This window comes from Streptomyces prunicolor (assembly GCF_045162825.1).
GTDB lineage: Bacteria > Actinomycetota > Actinomycetes > Streptomycetales > Streptomycetaceae > Streptomyces > Streptomyces prunicolor.
In genome coordinates, this window is sequence record NZ_CP108676.1 from 8,387,700 (window position 1) to 8,406,812 (window position 19,113).

The window sequence follows — 19,113 nt, forward strand, 5'->3', positions numbered from 1 at the left end:
GAATCTGGGGACTGAGTGGCATGGGTTTGACCAGCGAGACTACCGTTTATGTGGTGGCGGCCGTGGCTGCCGTCTGCGTGGCGCTGCTGGTCTGGGTGTGGCCGCGGCTCGCCAGTCGGGGCGTGCGGCACGTGCTCGGGCGGCTGGCAGCCATTGGAGTGACTCAGGTCACCATCATCGCGGCGTTCGCGTGCTGGCTGAACTCCTCGTACCAGTTCTTCGGATCGTGGGGCGAGCTGTTCGGCAACGTCGACACCGCCCCCGTCGGCGTGACCCAGGCGGCCGACCACACCGGTGACGGCTCGATCGGCGGCGTCACCGTCAAGGGGGCGCTGGTGCAGCCCGCCGGCGACGAGCAGCTGAAGCGGGTCAGCGGACTGCCCACCGGCAATCCCGCGGTGAACGGCAAGGTGGAGTCCGTCAAGGTCATCGGCCGCCGTACGGGAGTCGTCGACCCGGCGTTCGTCTACCTGCCGCCGCAGTACTTCCAGAAGGCGTACGCACGCCAGCGCTTCCCCGTCGTCGTCGCGCTCAGCGGCTACCCGGGCAGCATCTTCAACCTCGCGCAGTATCTGCGGGTGTCGCAGACCGCCGGGCAGTTGCAGAAGAGCGGGCAGATGCAGCCGACCATCATGGTGATGATCCGGCCGACGATCGCCCCGCCGCGCGACACCGAGTGCGTGAACGTCCCCGGCGGACCGCAGACCGAGACCTTCCTCGCCAAGGACCTTCCGCAGGCCCTCAAGTCCGTCTACCGGGTGGGCCACGACGCCAGCGCCTGGGGCGTCATGGGCTACTCCTCCGGCGGCACCTGCGCCCTGCAGCTGACGATGCGCAACCCGCACGTGTACACGACGGCCGCCGCGCTCTCCCCGGACTACCGGATCAAGGACGACCCCACCACCGGCAACCTCTTCGGCAGCGGCCTCGGCCGGGTGAACCGGGTCAACGGACACGACCTGATGTGGCGGCTCAAGCACCTGCCCGCACCCCAGGTCTCCGTCCTGGTCGCCGACAGCAAGCACGGCGAGCGGGGCTACCCGCAGACCCTCGCGTTCATCAAGGCCGTCAAGGCGCCCATGCGCGTCGCGTCGATCCTGCCCGAGTCCGGCAGCCACAACTTCCCCACCTGGGTACGGGAGATGCCCGCCGCCCTGAAGTGGATGAACCAGCAACTCACCTTCCCCCAGGACGTCGTGCCCCGGCACGTCCCCAAGAAGGGCAACAGCACCGTGCGGGCCGAGGGCACCGAGACCAAGAAGCCGACCGCCGGTACGCGCAAGTAGCGCACAGTGGCGGTCACTTCCCGTTCGCACGTCCCAGCGTCCCGGGCAGTTCGCCCCGTCGCCGGATGCCCAACTTCCGGTAGGAACTGGTGAGATGGGTCTCCACCGTGCGGCGGGCCAGGTGCAGCAGATCGGCTATCTCGGTGTTCGTCCGGCCGTCGGCGGCCAGTTCGGCGATCCGCCGCTCACTGCTCGTCAGGGAGCGGCAGCCGGTCCGGGCGGGGGCGGTGCGCCGGGCGCCGCTCTCGCCCAACGCCTCCTCCGCCAGCGCCCATTGACGCGTCGCCCCCAGCCGCTCGGCGCGCTCCGCGGCCTCCCGCAGACAGGCGCGGGCCCGCCGCCGGTCCCCGGCCGCCGTCAGTCCACGGCCCCGCACGGTCAGCGCCGACACCAACTCGGCCTCCGTCCCCACCGGCCCGTCCCGCAGCAGCCGTACGGCCTCCTCCGCGAGCTCCAGACCGCGTCGGCCGCCGGTTGCCGCGGCCAGGACGCGCAGTGAACGGCCCATCGTGCGGGGGGTGTTCCACACCCGGGCCAGCCGCAGCTCCTCCTCCGCCAGGGCGATGGCCTCCCGGGGACGGTCCAGGGCGAGACGGCACTCGGCGGCGGCCGTGCGCCACGGGGTGACGACCGGGCTGATCACCTCACGGGCCGACTGCCGGCGCCCGCACTCCAGGAAGTCGTGCAACGCGCCCGCCGTGTCGCCGGTAGCGGCACGCACCACTCCCCGCGCGTAGAGAAAGCGGTTCAACTCCCAGGAATCGGGCGCCGATCGCAGGTCGAAACCGTCCGCGAGCCGCAGCGCCCGCGCCTCCTCGCCGGTCGCCACGAGCGCCAGCAGCACCTGCGCCTGCCGGTTGGAGGGCCCGGTGTACGCCCGGTCCCGCGCCCACGGCTCCGCCAGCAGCCGCGCGTGCTCGCCGCGCGCGGCCAGGATGTCGGCCCGTACGTTGACCAGCGCCTCGTACATCGGGTGCAGCACGTCGGGACGCTGACCCACCAGGCCGCGCTCCACCAGCCGTTCCGCTTCCGGGAGTTCGTCGGCCCACTGGGCGACGGCGGCGGCCGTACCGAGCAGGAACGGCTCGGTCAGCGGATCGGCGGGCTGCGCGAGCAGCGCCCGCAGCCGCCGCATCGCCTCCGCCGCCGAGATCAGCCCGGCCGTGGCCGCATGCCGCACGACCAGCGCGTGACCGGCCGTACCGACCAGCTCCGGCGAGTGCTCGGCGGCGTCGCACAGCCACTGGTACACCTCCTTGCGCACCGACTGGTCCTGCTCGGACAGCAGCACCGAGGCGGTCTGGAGGGTCCGGATCAACTGCGGACGGTCCGTCAACTCGTCTTCCAGCGTGCGCAGTACGTCCACGGCGGCCACGGTCCTGCCCCGGCCGGCCAGCGCCGTGCCGAGCGCCACCGCCGCGCGCACCGTGTCCTGCGGTGCTCCGGACAGCCGTAACGCCTCGCTGAGTCGGGGGATACCGGCCGCCGCCGTCTGCGCCTGGTACTCCAAAGAGCCCAGTTCGGTGAGCAGTTGCTGTCTGCGGGCGTCCGTGAGCGGTTCCTCCAGGACCCGGCGCAGGAAGGCGGCCGCGTCGGCCGTGCGGCCGTCGTGCAGCGCGAGGGTGGCCGCCTCCTGGAGAGCGGTCGACGTCCAGAGCTCGCCCACCGGGTCGGCCAGCAGCAGCTGCCGGGCGACCGTGTCGGGGGAGACACCGTGGCGCTGCATCGTCTCGGCCGCCGCCGCGTGCGCGGCCCGCCGTCGAGCCGCGGGGACGCCGGTGAGCACCGCGTCCCGCAGGAGTGGATGCGCGTAGCGCGGACGCCCGTCGGGGTCCGGACGCAGCACCCCGAGCCCGCTCATCGCGGTGAGCCAGCCGGTCACCCGCGCCGGGTCGGCACCCGCCAACTCGGCGATCACAGCGGCCAGTTCGTCGGCGGGGCAGGTGGTGTGGCCGCTCGGCAGATCCCGTGGAGTGCCCCCGTCCCAGCCCTCGTCCAGCGCGGCCAGCGCTCGGGCGACCTCACCGGTGGCCGGGCCCGCGCTGTCCAACCACCAGGACACGGCGGCCGGATACGCGCCCGGGTACAGCGCGGCGGACGTCTTCGGCACGGTCGGATGCCGGCCGGCGCCGAGGTCGTCGAGCAGGGCGCGCAGCAGCAACGGGTTGCCGGCACCGGCCCGTACGCAGTCGTCGATCCACGGTGCGGGGGCGTCCGGGTGGGCCGAACGCACCAGCCCGGCGGCCGAGTTCGCGGTCAGCGGGGCCAGCGTGAGGGTGCGGACCAGGGCGGGCGACAGGGTGTGGGTCAGGCCCGGGGCCGGTGGGTCGACGTCGTACTGGCTGCGTTCCGTGGCGACCAGCAGGATCCGTAATCGGTCGACGTGCCGGGCGGACTCGACCAGCCAGCGGTGCGAGGCCGGGTCGGCGAGGTGGACGTCGTCCACCGCGATCAGTAGCGGCGCCCGGTCGGCGTAGGAGTGCAGCACCCGACGGAACAGCTCCGCGCTCGCCCGCTCGTCCCCGGCGAACGCCGTGTCCCCGAACTCCGGTACCGGGGCCATCAGTTGCAGCACGGTGGCGTACGGCACCGCCTGGTCGCGGGGCGAACAGCGGGCCCGCAGCACCCGCATGCCGTGCGCCAGGGCGTCCGTGACGGCACCCTCCAGCACGGTGGTGCGGCCCGTCCCGGTGGCCCCGCGCAGCAGCACCAGCCGACCGGCACCGGCCCGGGCCCACGCGGCCTCCGCCGCCAACAGCCGTGTCGCGTCCCGGTGTTCGGGCGGTGTCGCGGACATTGCGGCGTCAGACGTCGTCCCCGTCATCGCGGTCCTCCTCATGTCCGTCGTACCCGTCGTGTCGGTCGCCGCCGTCCTCGTCGCTCACTGACCGTGGTCCGCCGTACGTCCGATCTCGTGGTGCTGCTCGTGGTGCTCCACGATTGCGCGCGCCCCACCCGCCCCGTGAGGGTGAGGAGTACACGGCCGCCACCAGTGCAACCGGGGTGGCACGTATGTGGATTCGAGGGAGAACGTTGCTCAGCTCATCGCGGCCCGCACACCCCGGCACGGCCGACTCCGGCGACCGGATACCCGTGGCGGTGCACGCCCCGGACCCGATCTCCCGTGAGGGAGCCCTCAGCCAGCTGCGCAGATACCCGGAGATCGACCTCCGCGAGGAGAACGACACCGGGCCCGGCAGAGTGGCCCTGTTCATCGCCGACACCCTCGACGAGACCGCGCTGACCCGGCTGCGGCGGCTCGTGCGCAGCGAGGGCGGGCGGGCCGTGCTCGTCGTCGGGGCGCTGCGCGAGGCCGAGTTGCTCGACGTGATCGAGTGCGGGGTCGGCGCGATCGTGTGGCGTGGGGAGGCGACCGCACAGCGCCTGGTGCAGGCCGTGGTCGCCGCGGCCCGCGGTGACGGCGATCTGCCGGCCGATCTGATCGGCAGACTCGTCGAGCAGGTGGGGACGCTGCACCGCAGCGCGGCGGGCCGGTCCGGAGTCCATCCCTCGGGGCTCTCGCCGCGTGAGGTGGACGTCCTGCGGCTGGTCGCCGAGGGGCTGGACACCGGAGAGATAGCCAGCAAGCTCTCCTATTCCGAACGCACCGTCAAAAACGTCATGCACGGGCTGACCACACGCCTTCACCTGCGCAATCGGGCGCATGCCGTGGCGCATGCCCTTCGGGAAGGCTACATCTGACCGAACGGGCACTCGAAGGCGGACACGCGGGCAACCTACCGTGCCCCGCCGCTGTCCCCAAGGTGCTTGCGGGGAACGGCGGTTGGGACGGCACGATCGGGGGACGGCCGACAGGGGCGTACCGGGCGCCGACGCGTACCGCGGGGCACGAACAGCACGGCAGGGCGGGAGCACGGCGGTGATCCACGAGGTGGACGAGGTCCTGGGGGACCTGATCGGCGGCGGCGCACTGGCCGGTTCGGGCATCGAGGTCTCCTTCGACGCCCCGACCCGCGACTGGGCCGCCCGCCGCAACACCCCCACGATCAATACGTACTTGTACGACATCCGGGAGGACGTGCACCGCCGCCAGCGCGGGCATGTCGCCGTGCGCGACGAGCGGGACGTGGTCGTCAAGCGCCGCCAGCCGCCGCGCTGGTTCCGGCTGTCGTACCTGGTGACGGCGTGGACGAAACGGCCGCAGGACGAACACCGGTTGCTGTCCGCCGTGTTGTCGACCCTGATCCCGCGCGAGCTGCTCGCCCCCGACGAACTTCCCGGTTCCTTACGTGAGTTGGGCCTTTCGGTGCCGATCTCGGTGGCCGGTATCCAGACCGAGTCACGCTCCCTCGCGGAGATCTGGTCCGCCCTCGGCGGTGAACTCAAGCCGTCCCTCGACCTCGTGGTCACCGCGCCCTTCCCGGCCTACCCCGAGTACGACGCCGGCCCACCCGTCACGGAGGGCGCGGCGGTCCGCGTACACCGCCTCGACGGCACCGAGCCGGGCGTGGAGGAACGCGCCCACCGTCCTCGTCAGGTGGCGGCGGTACGGGAAGCCCGCGAGGTCGCCCGGCGCAAGAGGGCGCCGGGGACGCCGACATGACGGTCACGGACGAGGCCGGGGGCGTCGAAGTGTCAGTGGCCGAAGATGCGTTGGGCTTCGCCGCCGAGCCGAAGACCGATGCCCTCCTCGCCCGCCTCGGTCACCTCCGCGAGCGGGTCGCCCAGCTCGTCGACCGGCGTTCCGCCACCGACCCCACGGCCACCGACCCGCTGCGCGGCCTGTACCTTCAGGAAGAGGCGGTACGGCATCTGCTGCTGCGCCCGCCGGAACCGGAGCGTGAACCGGGCTCACCCGCACCGGAGTTGACCTACGGCCCGGCCGACCGGCTGGCCGCACTGCGCCTGACCGACCTCGACACCGCCCTCCTCCTCGTCGCCCTCGCCCCCGACCTGGACCGCACCTTCGAGCCCCTCTACGGCTACCTCAATGACGACGTCAGCCGCCGCCGGGCCACCGTGGGACTCGCCCTGGACCTGTGCGGCGTACCGGCACACCAGGCCGAGGGCCGGGCCCGGTTCCTTCCGACGGCCCCGCTGGCCGCCCTCGGGCTGCTCACCGTGGAGGAACCCGAACGCCCCTTCCTCAGCCGTTCGTTGCGCGTGCCCGACCGGGTCGTGGCCCATCTGCTCGGCGACGACACCCCGGACGCGACCCTCACCGGGCACCTCCACCCGCTGCCGGTGCCGAGCGGGTCGTACGACGGACAGGAGCCGGGCACGGACGGCGAGTTCACCGGCTTCGTGGACCGGCTGGGCGTGCTGCTGGCCGAAGGTCCGCCGGTCGCCGTGTATCTGAGGGAGCGTCACGAGGGTGACGGGCTCGTGTGCGTGGCGAGCGCCTTGCACGCGGCCGGAGTGGCCGCCGTGCGGTACTCGGGCCCCGTGGAGCAGGTGCCGGAGCTGCTGCGCGAGGCCCGGCTGAGCGACCGTACGGTCGTCGTGGGCGGACTGTCCGACCAACCCGGCGCGCTGGTACGGGCGTTGACCGCTGCCCGCGATGTCTCCGTGCTGATCGCCGGTGCGCGGCCCTACGATCCGCAGTGGTGCGAGAGCGATCCGCTGATCCTGGAGGCGCCCCGGCAGCGGGCCGCGGCGGTGCGGGCCTGGACGGATGCCGTCGGTGAGGAACACGGCTTCGACGTACGGGCCACCGTCGCGCCGTACCATCTTGGCGCCGACCGCATCGCGCGCGCCGCCCGGGCGGCCCGGGGGCTCGCCGCGTTCGACGGCACCCCGCTGACCGCCGCCCATCTGCGGCTCGCGGCACGGCAGCAGTCGGCGTCCGGGCTCGAGCAGCATGCCCGGCGGATCCGGCCCGCCGTCGACTGGCGGGACCTGGTCCTGCCCGACCGTTCCCTGACCCAGCTGCACGAACTCGCCCTGCGCGCCCGGCACCGCGACCGGGTCCTCGGCGACTGGCGGCTCAGCGCGGGCGGCGGCCGGGGGCGTGGTGTGCTCGGTCTGTTCGCGGGGGAGTCCGGCACCGGCAAGACGCTGTCGGCCGAGGTCGTCGCGGCCGAACTCGGCCTGGATCTCTATGTCGTTCAGCTGTCGTCGATCGTGGACAAGTACGTCGGCGAGACCGAGAAGAACCTCGAACGGATCTTCACGGAGGCGGACCGCACCGACGCCGTGCTCCTCTTCGACGAGGCCGACGCCGTCTTCGGCAAGCGGTCCGAGGTGAAGGACTCGCACGACCGGTACGCCAACATGGAGAGCGCCTATCTGCTGCAACGCCTGGAGTCCTTCGACGGGATCGCGCTGCTCACCACCAACCTGCGCGCCAACATCGACGAGGCGTTCACCAGGCGGCTCGACCTGGTCGTCGACTTCCCGTTCCCGGACCCGACGCAGCGGCTCGCGCTCTGGCGGCACGGGCTGACGCACGTGCCGAGCGTGCCCGACCTCGAACTCGGGCCGCTGGCCAAGGAGTTCGAGCTGGCCGGCGGTTCCATCCGCAGTGCTGTCGTCACCGCCGCGTACCTCGCCGCCGGACGTGCGGGCGAGGTGTCTGCGGCGGACCTCCTTGAGGGGGCCCGCCGCGAGTACCGCAAGGCGGGGCGGCTGGTGCCGGGAGAGGGCACCTGGTAACGCCCCTGCCAGGACGGTCAGTTCGGCACCGTCATCCTGACCGCCACCAACCAGTGCGCGTTGTCCAGGGTGCCGGAGAAGCCGTACTCGGGCCGCGGTTTGGTGCACCCCTGAGGGTCCCAGCCCCAGCCGGAGCTGCGGACGATCCAGCAGAGCTGACCACTGCCGATGTTGTTCGCGAAGCCCGTCATGTACGCGGAACCCGGCTTAGGGGTGCCGATGTAGATGTCCTTGCCGTCGGCGATGATGTGCGTCCACCCCGGGTCCCAGTACTTGCCGTAGCCGTTGGTCGACGCGGGGTCGTGGATGAAGGCGTTGGCGGCCGAACCGGCGGTCCCGGAGACCGCGATGTTCACGGAGAGGATCTGCTCGTCGTCGGTGGACGTGGCGGCCGTGGCGCCGTCGCACTCCGGGGCCTGCCAGCCCTTGCCGCCGATGTAGATCCGGTAGCAGACATGGCGTCCGGAGTCCTGCGCGGCCAGCTTGTTCACCGCGGTCGCCGCCGTCACGGGCTTCGGCTTGGCGGACGGCTTGGAGTCCCCGCCGCCGCCCGACTCGCCACCGGCCGCCGCGGCCGTCGAGGTCTCGGCCGCCGGGGGCGCGCTCGTCACGACGGGCGAGGGCGGCGGGGGAGCGGCGCTCAGGGTGGGGCTGGGCGCGAGCGTGCTGACGCCCGCGTCCTTCAACTGCTCGGTGGCGGCGGTCTTCACCGACGGCTTGTACGCGATCCACAGCATGAGGAAGGTGAGCGCGAGCGCGAGGAAGGCACCGAGGAAGGTGGCCAGCCAGCGCGGCAGGAACCCGCGCTGGAGGTAAGTCCCCTCCACCGCAAGGGGGTTGGCACCGGACCGCAACACGCTGAGCGTGTACGGCCGTTGCTCCTTCGGCCCGAACCAGATGATCTTCCGCGGCTTCAGCGAGGCCTTCACGAAGGCGGCCCGGCCCGGCTCGATCTGCACATTGCCCGGATGGATGTCGTACGACAGCTGGTCGCCGTTGTCGCTGCCGCTGATCGACGCCGTCAGCTTGGTGTTGCCCAGGTTGTCCACGGCGAGCTGGGGGCGGCCCCGGAAGCGTCCCTTGACCGTCGGCGGCACCAGCTCCGCCCGCACCTCCGTGAACGGGGTGATGGTCAGATTGCCCTCGGGGACGGTGACCGCCTCCGGGTGCTCGGTCGGCGTGATCCGTACGGCGTACGGGTTCGGGCCGGCCGTCGCGTCCGGGGTGCGCGGCGGCGCGAACGTCAGGTCGACCGTCCCCGTCGTACCCGGGTAGAGCCGCAGCGTCTGCGGCTCCACGACGGTCCAGGGCGCGATGCTCCCGACCGGCTCGAAGCGGTACTCGTCCACGACGTCGCCGGTGTTGCGCAGCCGCAGCCGCACGCGGGTACTGCCACCGGGATCGACGGTCGCGGACGCTGGCTCCAGGGAGGTCCACAGACTCATGAGCCGACGCTACGACGGCTGGTGAGGGCGCGTCAGGAGTCGCCGGGGCAACAGAAGTTGCCCAAAAGGGCCGCCCGGCAAACCCGTCACTGCCCCCGTGCCGACGGCGTCCACCCCGGCGGGACGGCCCCGCGGACGATACGAGGCGGCGGGCTGCCCGCGAACCGTGCGGCGGACTGCCCTTGAGGGCAAGGAAGTTGCCCCGAGGCAGGCACTCGGGGACGTTTCGGCGGCCGGGGTACGCGCGTGACGCTTAAGAGCGTCTTATCTCGTACCCCGAGGAGAGCAGAGCATGCCGTCCTACCTGTCACCCGGCGTCTACGTCGAGGAGGTGGCCAGCGGCTCGCGCCCGATCGAGGGAGTGGGCACCTCGGTGGCGGCCTTCGTGGGCCTGGCCCCGACCGGTCCACTGAACGAGCCGACCCTGGTGACCAACTGGACGCAGTACGTGGCTGCCTTCGGTGAGTTCACCGACGGGTACTACCTCGCTCACTCCGTCTACGGCTTCTTCAACAACGGCGGTTCGGCCGCCTACGTCGTCCGCGTCGGCGGTACGGCCGAGGGCACCTCGGCGGAGACCAAGTCCCCCTCCGCCGTGACCGGTTCGGCCGCGCAGGCCGCCCTCCCCGCGGGCGAACCGGCCCAGCTCGGCACCTTCGCCGTGACCGCGCTGGCGCCCGGCGACCTGAGCGTCGAGGTGGCCGACGCCGAGGGCGAGGGCCCCGCCGAACGGTTCCGGCTGATCGTCAAGGACGCCGGCAAGGACGTCGAGAGCTTCGACGTGACCGCCAAGAAGGGCGGCCGCAACTACGTCGTCACCCAGGTCAAGGAGCGCTCCAAGCTCATCGCCGTGGCCGAGACCGCGCCCGCCGCGCAACTGGCCCGCCCGGACAACCAGACGGTCGCCCTCACCGCGCCCGCCGCCGCCCCGGCCACACCCGCCGTACCCGGCAAGGGAAATGACACCGCGTCACATCCCGGCCCGGCCACCTACCTCGGCGACTCCTCCGACCGCACCGGCTTCGGCGGTCTGGAAGCCGTGGACGAGATCTCCATGGTCGCGGTGCCCGACCTGATGGCCGCCTACCAGCGCGGCGCGATCGACCTGGAGGCCGTCAAGGCGGTCCAGTTGGGCCTCATCGCACACTGCGAGCTGATGGGCGACCGGGTCGCGGTCATCGACCCGCCGCCGAGCCTGAACGCCCAACAGGTCCGCGTCTGGCGGCAGGAGACGGCCGGCTACGACTCCAAGTACGCGGCCCTGTACTACCCGTGGATCAAGACCTTCGACCCGTCCAGCGGACAGTCCCGGCTGATCCCGCCGAGCGGCCACATCTCCGGTGTCTGGGCCCGCAACGACTCCGAGCGCGGTGTGCACAAGGCGCCGGCCAACGAGGTCGTACGCGGAGCGGTCGACCTGGAGACCCAAATCACCCGCGGTGAGCAGGACTTGCTCAACCCGATCGGCGTCAACTGCATCCGCGCCTTCCCGGGCCGCGGCATCCGCGTCTGGGGCGCCCGCACCATGTCCTCCGACCCGGCCTGGCGCTACCTCAACATCCGCCGGTACTTCAACTACCTGGAGGAGTCGATCCTGATCGGCACCCAGTGGGTGGTGTTCGAGCCGAACGACCACGCCCTGTGGGCGCGGATCCGGCGCAACATCTCGGCCTTCCTGGTCAACGAGTGGCGCAGCGGTGCCCTGTTCGGCCAGCGGCCGGAGGAGGCGTACTACGTCAAGTGCGACGAGGAGACCAACCCGCCGGAGTCCGTCGACGTCGGCCGGGTCGTCTGCGAGATCGGCATCGCACCGGTCAAGCCGGCCGAGTTCGTGATCTTCCGACTGGCTCAGTTCTCCAGCGGCAGCGGTGAGTTGGAGGAGTAGTCCCCCCATCCCCGGCCCCATCAGCCAGCAGTCAGCCGCCGTAACGCCAGAAGGAACGCGCATTCATGAGTCTCCAGCCGGGTGACGCCCTCACCTCACACAATTTCGGCCTCCAGATCGACGGCGTGATGGTCGAGTACCTCGCGGAGGTCAGCGGCCTCAGCATCGAGCAGGACGTCATCACCTACCAGCAGAACACTCCCAACGGCCAGAACGTGGTCAAGAACCTGCCGGGCGTGAAGAAGAACGGCACCTGCACGGTGATTCGCGGCATGACCCAGTCGGCCTCGTTCACCCAGTGGATCAACGAGTCGATCTCCGGTCAGATGACCACCGCGCGCAAGAACGCGTCGATCATCATGATGGACTTCCAGAACAACCCGGTGAAGCGCTACCACCTGCGCAACGCCTGGTGCAGCAAGATCGACGCGAGCACGGTGAAGGCGGGCGAGGCCGCCGCGCTCACCGAGTCCGTGACCATCGTGTTCGAAGAACTGGTCATCGAATAATGAGGCGTTCGGCGGCTGCGGGCGCAACTACGGCTGTGGCCGCGCCGGGTGCGGAGGCGTCGGCGGGGGTGGGGGTGGGTGCCGGTCCGATAGCGGCTCCGGCGCCCGCTCCGGCCGTACGGCAGACGCTGCGGACCGAGTTCCCCTTCCAGCTGCCGCGCGGCTACGTCGACGAGTCGGGCACCGTCCACCAGGACGGTGTGATGCGACTGGCCACCGCACGCGACGAGTTGGTGCCGTTGCGGGACGTCCGGGTGCAGGAGAACCCGGCGTATCTGTCGGTGGTGCTGCTCGGCCGGGTCATCACGAGGCTGGGCACCGTCCCCATGGTCCACGACGGGATCGTGGAGAACATGTTCGCCTCCGACCTCGCGTTCCTCCAGGACTTCTACCGCCAGATCAACGCGGAAGGCCACACGCGCGCGGCAGTTCAGTGCCCGCACTGCGCGGAGCCCTTCGAAGTGGAGCTCGGCGGGAGCCGCCTGGGGGAATCGTGACGTACGCGACCGACCGGCTGCACGAGGAGATCGCGTACGTCGCCTACCACTTCCACTGGAGCCTGGAGAACATCCTGGACCTCGAACACCACGACCGCCGCCGCTACTTGGGCGAGATCGCGTCCCTGGTGACGCGGTCCGGGGCGGAGGGCTGAGCGGTGGGGTTCTTGGACCGGTTGCGGGGAGGACGGGCCGACGGGCTTCGGGGTTCCGCTGAGGAGGACGACTCCGCAGGTCCTGTGAGTTCTTCGGGTACTACGGGTACTGCGGGTGCTACGGCTCCTGCGGTGGCCCTGGCCGCCTGGCCCGGGTTGCCGCCGATCCAGCGGGCCTCCGCCGTTGGAGGCACCGGGGTTGCTGACGCCGGGTTCGGCGCGCGTCTGCCCACGTGGCAGAACCCGTCCTTCACGGGGACGGGGTTCCGCGCGGTGCTGGACGCGGAGCGGAGTGCCCGGATCGCGGGTTCCTCGCTGCCTGCGGCACCGGTGCGGGCGGTACCGAGCCTGGGGCAGCCTTCCGGTGAGCTTCCCTTGGCGGGGCGGGCGTTGGCTCCGCAGCAGGGGTCGCCCGTGGCGGTTCCGTTGCGGGCGAGTGCGCGGAGTGTGTCCGGGGCGGTGGTGCAGCGGGCGGTGCCTCTTGCGCGGAGCGGGTCCGTGGATGCCGGGTCGCGCGGGACTGCTTCGGTTGCTGCGGTGGGGCCAGCGGGGCCAGTTGGGCCAGTCGAGGCGGTGGGTCCGGCTTCGGGTATCCGGGTGACTGCGGTGTCGTCGGAGCCTGCCCGGTCGAGGTCGGGAGCCTTGACCAGATCGAGTGCTGCGGCGGTGGTGCAGCGGCGGCTGGTTGGTCTGCGGAACTCGGCGCCTGTGGGGGATGTCGCGTCAACTGGCTTGAGTAGAGGGGAAGTTGGTCCAAGTGACGACCCGCCTGGCCCGCTTGAAGTGGTGGAGCGACTCGGTGGTGTGGCCGACGTAGTTGGTGGCGGGGGAGAGGCTGCACCTCGTCCCGTCGTTCCCGCTGTTCCTCCTCTGGATGTGGTTCCGGCGAGTCCAGGCAGGTCGGCCCGCGTCGGCCCCAGCACGGCCGAGCCCGAAAGCCGCCTCGGTACACAGGGCAGCGCGGCTCCCGTTTCCGGGAACGGGACGGACAGTGTGCAGCGGGCGATCACCACACCGGAGACGGCGACTGCCACCCCGACCGCTCCGACGGCTCCGAAGCCCCCTGCGAACTCCGCACCACCGCACGCCGATTCGCCGTCGGCCGCCCCGGCCCAGCCGACGACACCGAACGCCTCCCGCGCACCGATGCCCGTACAGCGAGCCGTGCCCGTATCCGCCCCACGCGCCGACGGCACCGCCCAGCCGCAGCCCCACACCCCGGCTGCCCCCGCGGAACCGGCGGGTTCCCCCGCCGAACCGAACCCCCATATCCGCACCACCCACACACGAACCGACGTTCCGGGCAACGGACCAACTCCCGCTCCTACGCCCCCTCCCGCGCCCGAGATCCAACGCAGCCCCGCCCGCCGCCCGTCTCGCATCCCCCTGGGCGCCCCGCTCGCCACCACACGGCAACCCTCCACGCCCGTACTGCCGATGCCCAGTCCGGCTACTCCCCCCGCGCAGGGCAACCCACCCAACACCCTTGCCCCACAAGGCGATTCGCCCACCCGATCTCCGGCTCCCGCGACGCCCACTCCCGTCCAGCGCCGTTCACCCCTCGGCGCTCCGGTCACCTCCACACCCGCAGACGCGAGGCCGCTCATCGGTTCGCCGTTCCCACCGGCCGGCACCAGGCCCCGTACGGAACCGGGTTCGAGTCCAACAGCGGGACCCGGGCCGGCGATCCAACGAAGCGTCGCCCCCAACCCGTCCGCACCGCCCCCGACCACGGCCCTCACACACCAGTCCGCCGCATACCCGACCACCGCGCATCCGCTTGCCGCACCCCCAACCACCACGCACGGGTCGACCACAGCCCCGGCCAACTCGGGGGCTCTGGCGACCCCGGATCCAGGGCCGACGGTCCAGCGGAGTGTTGCCCCGGGCACGCAGGTTCCGGTTGGGCAGGCTCCCTCGGTCGCGGGTCCCGCATCCGCCGCGTCCCCCATCACCGCAGCCCCGGCTGATCCGGCAGCTCCGGCGACTCCCGGTCCGGGCCCGACGGTCCAGCGGAGCGTTGCCCCGAGCGAGCCTGTACGGGCCGCGCAGGCATCCTCGGTCACGGGTCCCACATCCGTCACGCTCCCAATCACCGCAGCCCCGGGCAACCTGACAGCTGCGACGACACCGGGTCTGAGGCCGACGATTCAGCGGAGCGTTGCCCCGAGCGCGCCGGTACCGGCTGCGGAGGCTCCTTCGGTCCCGGGGCCCGCATCCGCCGCGTCCCCCATCACCGCAGCCCCGGCCAACCCGGCAGCTCTGGCGACTCCCGGTCTAGGCCTGACGGTCCAGCGGAGTGTTGCCCTGGGCGAGCCTGTACAGGCCGTGAAGGCTCCCTCGGCCACGGGCCCCGCACCCGCCGCACCCTCAACCACCGTGCACAGGCCGACCGCAGCCCCGGCCAACCCGGCAGCTCCGGCGACACCGGGTCCGGCGCCGACGATTCAGCGAAGCGTCCCGCCCAGCACGCCGGCACCGGCCCCGCAGGGTCCCTCGGCCACCGCAGACCGGACGCCTGCAGCCCCGGCCGCGAGCCCGTCTCCGGCTGCGCTTCCGTCCTCGGTCGGTCCCCGGCCCCCGGCGATGACTCCAGCCTCAGCCGTGACGCCGTCACCAAGTGGGCCTTCGTACTTGGCCCCGCCCTCAACCCCGGCTCCGCCCGCCCCGGCTCCGCCAGCCCCGACCACTCCTGCTCCGACCGCGCCCACCCTCCCCACCTCCCCGCTCACCCCGCCCCACCCCAATCCCCTAGGGGCGCGGGGAACTGCGCGACAAGCCCCCACACACCTGCACCCCACAAACAACCCAAACCACCCACCCCCATCGCCCTTCACCCCCGTACAACGTCACCGCCGCACGACACCCACGAGGCCTGCCACCCCCGTAGTACCCGGCACGACCACACCCCCTAGCACCATCGGAGTACCGGGCACCCCCACAACCCCGGGCGCCCGTGCCGTACCCGTAGTACCCCTACGCCTCTCCGCCCCCGCACCCCACACCCCCCTCCCGGTAGCCACCCAACCCGCACCCGGACCGGGCCCCCTCTCCACCGCATCCCGCTCGCTCGCCCCGATCCCCACGGTCCAGCGCAACCCCGCCACCCCCACCGCACTCGCCCCCGCAGCTGCCTCCCCCTGAACCGAGCCCGCCCCACCCTCACCAAATCCCCCACCACAGTCGCCGCCCCCGCCTCACCCCCGCCGTACTCCGCACCCCCTCCCAGTCACCCCCACCCCCCGACCCGCCACCCCCGTACTCCCCAACCCCAACCACAACCGCCAATGCCTCCACCCCCCACCCCCCGCCTACGAAGCAATCCCCGCGGGCCACTTCGACCCCCGAGACCTGACCGACTTCCAGCTCGACGAACTAGTGCACCGGATCATCGGCCGCATCACCCGCCTCATCCGCACGGAACTCCGCCTGGACCGCGAACGGATCGGCAAACTCCGCGACCCCCGCCGCTGACCAACACGACACCGCACCACACCGCAACCCACCGCACCCGCACCTGCACCCCACCCCACCGCACCGCACCGCACCGCACCGCAACAACAGAAAGGCAGGCCCACCCCGATGTCCCGCCTCGACCCGGGTTCCACCATCTGGTTCACCCTCAGCATCGACGGCGAGAGCCTCGGCTACTTCAACGGGTGCGACGGGCTGTCGTCGACGGTGGAGATCGAGCACCGGCAGGAGGGCGGCAACAACGGTTTCGTCTGGCAACTCCCCACCCGTGTCACCTTCTCCACCATCCGGCTGACTCGCCCGCTCACCCCGGACACCGCGAAGGTCGCCAAGTGGATCTCCTCCGTGCAGACCGGGATCAAGCGCCCCACGGGGCAGATCGCGGCGCTGCGCGCGGACGGGTCGGAGGTCGCGCACTGGGGGCTCATCGACGTGCTGCCGGTGAGCTGGCAGGGGCCGTCCCTCGACCCCGCCGGACCGGCCGTCGCCACCGAGGTCCTGGAGATCGCCCACCACGGATTCACGGACTGAGCGGGGCGGCGGAGGAAGGGAGAGCAAGACCATGGCCACCAGCAGAGGCGCGGGCAAGAGCCTCGTCCGGGCGAGCCTCGCCATCCACGAGCCACCCGTCGGTGGCAGCACCACCCCGGGCGGACTCATCAAGACCTTCGCCTTCGACTTCAACCCGGCGCAACTGTCCCTCACCCGTCGCGCCCAGTGGAAGACGACCCCCGCACAGATCGAACGGGACGGTTCCCTCCCGGAGTTCATGGGTTCGCAGCCGCGCGAGATGGGCGTGGAGATCTTCCTCGACTCCTCCGACGAGCCGACCAGCAACTCGGTACTGAAGAAGGTCGAGTCACTGCTCGCCTGTTGCGATGTGACCACCAAGTCCATTGCGGCCAAGCAGCCTTCACCGCCGTGGGTCGTGTTCCAGTGGGGGTCCTTCTCCACCGCCCGGTTCACCTCCTACGTCTCCTCCGTCGAGGCCGCCTACTCGCTCTTCGGCACCACCGGCGTGCCCATCCGCGCCACCTGCCGGCTCCAACTGCACGAGATCCCGAGCAACACCAAGGGCCAGAACCCGACTTCGGGCGCCCTCACCGCGCAGCGGGTCCACCGGGTCGTAGCGGGCGACTCCTTGCAGTCGCTGGCCTGGCGGGAGTACGGCGACTCCGCCGCGTGGCGGGCGATCGCCGAGGCCAACGGGATCGACGATCCGACGCGGCTCGCGAACGGTGTCGAGCTCGTGCTGCCCGCCGCCGAGGAGGTGCGTTCCTGATGGTGAAGTCCGCGTTCTCGAACGTCGTCGAGGTGAAGATCGGCGGGGCCAAGATCCCTTCCGAGTACGCCCGTTACCTCGTCGACAGCTACGTCGACCAGGGCGTCGGCGTCCCGGCCGCGTTCCGGCTCACCTTCCGGGACCCCTACCGGCTGATCCTCGGCAAGCTCGGGGTCACCTTCGGCACGAAGGTCGTCATCGCACCGGTCGCCGACGGACAGGGCGCGTCCGATCCGCTGCTCACCGGTGAGGTCACGGGACTTGAGGCCGACTACGACGGCACCGGCACCTTCACCGTCGTGCGCGGCTACGACTTCGGGCACCGGTTGCTCCGCCAGCGCCGCGTCGCCGCCTACCGCAACCAGAGCGCGTCCGACATCGCCCGCAAACTCGCCGCCCAGGACGGGGTGCCGATCGGGAAGATCACCTCGACGCGGACCGTGTACGAGTTCATCTCCCAGTCCAACGTGACCGATTGGGACTTTCTCGCGCGGCTCGCCGACGAGAACGAGATGGTCATGTCGGTCGACGCGGACGGCAAGTTCCAGTTCGTGGAGCCGAAGCCGTCGTCCGGTGCGCCGTCTCCCGAAACCGACGGCGACAAAAGCCCGTTCGTGCTCCAGGCGGGGCACGACATCCTGCGGCTGCGCGCCGCCGTGACCGCCGCCGACCAGGTCGGCACGGTCGAAGCGCGCGGCTGGGACGTCACCACGAAGAAGAAGCTCACCGCCACCTCCCCCGGAGCGTCGAACCCGGCCATCGGCATCGGGACCACGCCGGGCGCCGCGGCCGGCAAGTTCAAGACGGCCAAGCTGGTCGAGACGGGCACGCCCTACGACAAGCAGACCGAGGTGAAGTTCGCCGCCGCCGCCCTCGCCGACGACGTGACGTCCTCCTTCGCCGAACTGGAGGTCGTAGCGCGCGGAAATCCCAAGCTGCGCCCGGGAGTTCCGGTCGCGCTCGCGGACGTGGGAACCCCCTTCGAGGGCAAGTACACGGCCACCTCCGTACGGCACGTCTTCGGCGACGGCAAGCACTACGAGACCTGGGTGACGGTCAGCGGACGGCAGTGGCGTTCGCTGTACGGGCTCGCCTCGGGTGGTTCGGAGACCGCGCCCAGGCTGCCCGGTGTCGCCAACGCCCTTGTCACGGACGTCAATGACCCGCTCAAGCAGGGGCGGGTGCGGTTGCAGTTCCCGTGGCTCGACGACACGTACGTCAGCGACTGGACGCGAACTGTCCAGTGGGGCGGGCTCGGTGGGGGCGGGATCTTCCCCATGGACGTCAACGACGAAGTGCTGGTCGCCTTTGACCGAGGGGCACTTGACCACCCCTTCGTGATCGGCGGGCTCTACAACGGCAAGGACAAGCCGACCGTCGTCGGTGACGTACCGCTGCACGACGCCGTGCGGAAGAAGGCGAGTCGGCACACCATCTCCGACCGGGACGGCAACCGGATGGACCTGCTCAGCCAGAAGACCGGCGGCCGCAAGCAGGGGGTCCGACTGGCCTCCGGGGACAAGCAGTTGACCATCACCCTGGACCGCACGAACACCGAGATCATCGTGGACAGCAAGGGCGAGGTCACCATCAAGGGCAGCCGCTCGGTGTCGGTCGAGGCCGGTACCGATCTCACCCTCAGCGCCCGGCGCAGTCTCACGATCAAGAGCGGCGGGCCGCTGAACATCGAGGGGCGCGGGCTGGTCAACGTGAAGTCGACCGCGGGCGCCATCACGGTGGACGCGATGGGCGCCCTGAACATGAAGGCACTGGGCAACGCGATGCTCACCGGGATCGGCAGCGTGCAGATCAACTCTGTTGCCACCGTGGGCATTCGGGCCGTCACCGTACCGATCATGGGCATCGTGACCCTCAACGGCCTTGCCCCGATGGTGATTCCGGCATGAGCCGCCTGACGGGCAAGGACATGAGTGGCCCAACGGGCAAGGAACGGGCGGGTGTTGT

13 protein-coding genes are annotated in these 19,113 nt (G+C 71.4%); 11 read left to right on the forward strand and 2 right to left on the reverse strand.

Features of this window, described 5'->3' with window-relative positions:
- Nucleotides 1-20 precede the first annotated feature (20 nt).
- Complete coding sequence (locus OG588_RS38240; RefSeq protein WP_405951209.1) at nt 21-1,286, forward strand: alpha/beta hydrolase; 1,266 nt, start codon at nt 21-23, stop codon at nt 1,284-1,286.
- 13 nt (nt 1,287-1,299) lie between these two features.
- Here OG588_RS38240 and OG588_RS38245 read toward each other — a convergent pair whose 3' ends face one another.
- On the reverse strand, nt 1,300-4,083 hold the full coding sequence (locus OG588_RS38245; RefSeq protein ID WP_405953306.1) for a LuxR C-terminal-related transcriptional regulator: 2,784 nt from the start codon (nt 4,081-4,083) through the stop codon (nt 1,300-1,302).
- A gap of 236 nt (nt 4,084-4,319) precedes the next feature.
- On the opposite strand from OG588_RS38245, the gene OG588_RS38250 reads away from it, so the two are divergent.
- The 3 genes from OG588_RS38250 (at nt 4,320) to OG588_RS38260 (ending at nt 7,901) form a co-directional block, all read left to right on the forward strand.
- Entirely contained in the window at nt 4,320-4,988 is a 669-nt protein-coding gene (locus tag OG588_RS38250; protein WP_366092906.1) for a LuxR C-terminal-related transcriptional regulator, read from the forward strand.
- A gap of 178 nt (nt 4,989-5,166) precedes the next feature.
- Nucleotides 5,167-5,850 carry a DUF4255 domain-containing protein gene (locus OG588_RS38255; RefSeq protein ID WP_366092905.1) on the forward strand — a complete coding sequence of 228 codons (684 nt, stop codon included), beginning with the start codon at nt 5,167-5,169 and terminating at the stop codon, nt 5,848-5,850.
- Nucleotides 5,847-7,901: an ATP-binding protein gene (locus OG588_RS38260; protein ID WP_405951210.1), complete on the forward strand. Its 2,055-nt coding sequence runs from the start codon at nt 5,847-5,849 to the stop codon at nt 7,899-7,901. Before OG588_RS38255 ends, OG588_RS38260 begins: the two co-directional genes overlap by 4 nt.
- A 17-nt stretch (nt 7,902-7,918) precedes the next feature.
- On the opposite strand, the gene OG588_RS38265 is transcribed toward OG588_RS38260, so the two are convergent.
- Nucleotides 7,919-9,346: a hydrolase gene (locus OG588_RS38265; RefSeq protein WP_405951211.1), complete on the reverse strand. Its 1,428-nt coding sequence runs from the start codon at nt 9,344-9,346 to the stop codon at nt 7,919-7,921.
- Nucleotides 9,347-9,638: 292 nt separating this feature from the next.
- On the opposite strand from OG588_RS38265, the gene OG588_RS38270 reads away from it, so the two are divergent.
- The 7 genes from OG588_RS38270 to OG588_RS38300 all read left to right on the forward strand — a co-directional run bounded on the left by OG588_RS38270 (nt 9,639) and on the right by OG588_RS38300 (nt 19,055).
- Nucleotides 9,639-11,231 carry a phage tail sheath family protein gene (locus OG588_RS38270; protein ID WP_405951212.1) on the forward strand — a complete coding sequence of 531 codons (1,593 nt, stop codon included), beginning with the start codon at nt 9,639-9,641 and terminating at the stop codon, nt 11,229-11,231.
- 65 nt (nt 11,232-11,296) lie between these two features.
- Nucleotides 11,297-11,740: a phage tail protein gene (locus tag OG588_RS38275; RefSeq protein WP_019063375.1), complete on the forward strand. Its 444-nt coding sequence runs from the start codon at nt 11,297-11,299 to the stop codon at nt 11,738-11,740.
- Complete coding sequence (locus tag OG588_RS38280) at nt 11,740-12,237, forward strand: hypothetical protein (protein WP_405951213.1); 498 nt, start codon at nt 11,740-11,742, stop codon at nt 12,235-12,237. The genes OG588_RS38275 and OG588_RS38280 overlap by 1 nt, the downstream gene beginning before the upstream one ends.
- Nucleotides 12,234-12,392, forward strand: coding sequence for a DUF6760 family protein (locus tag OG588_RS38285; RefSeq protein ID WP_019063377.1), 159 nt, complete (start codon nt 12,234-12,236; stop codon nt 12,390-12,392). The genes OG588_RS38280 and OG588_RS38285 overlap by 4 nt, the downstream gene beginning before the upstream one ends.
- Nucleotides 12,393-15,974: 3,582 nt before the next feature.
- Complete coding sequence (locus OG588_RS38290) at nt 15,975-16,397, forward strand: phage tail protein (RefSeq protein WP_200691099.1); 423 nt, start codon at nt 15,975-15,977, stop codon at nt 16,395-16,397.
- 31 nt (nt 16,398-16,428) lie between these two features.
- Nucleotides 16,429-17,148 carry a LysM peptidoglycan-binding domain-containing protein gene (locus tag OG588_RS38295; protein WP_266863037.1) on the forward strand — a complete coding sequence of 240 codons (720 nt, stop codon included), beginning with the start codon at nt 16,429-16,431 and terminating at the stop codon, nt 17,146-17,148.
- Nucleotides 17,148-19,055: a VgrG-related protein gene (locus OG588_RS38300; protein ID WP_405951214.1), complete on the forward strand. Its 1,908-nt coding sequence runs from the start codon at nt 17,148-17,150 to the stop codon at nt 19,053-19,055. The genes OG588_RS38295 and OG588_RS38300 overlap by 1 nt, the downstream gene beginning before the upstream one ends.
- Nucleotides 19,056-19,113: the final 58 nt, after the last annotated feature.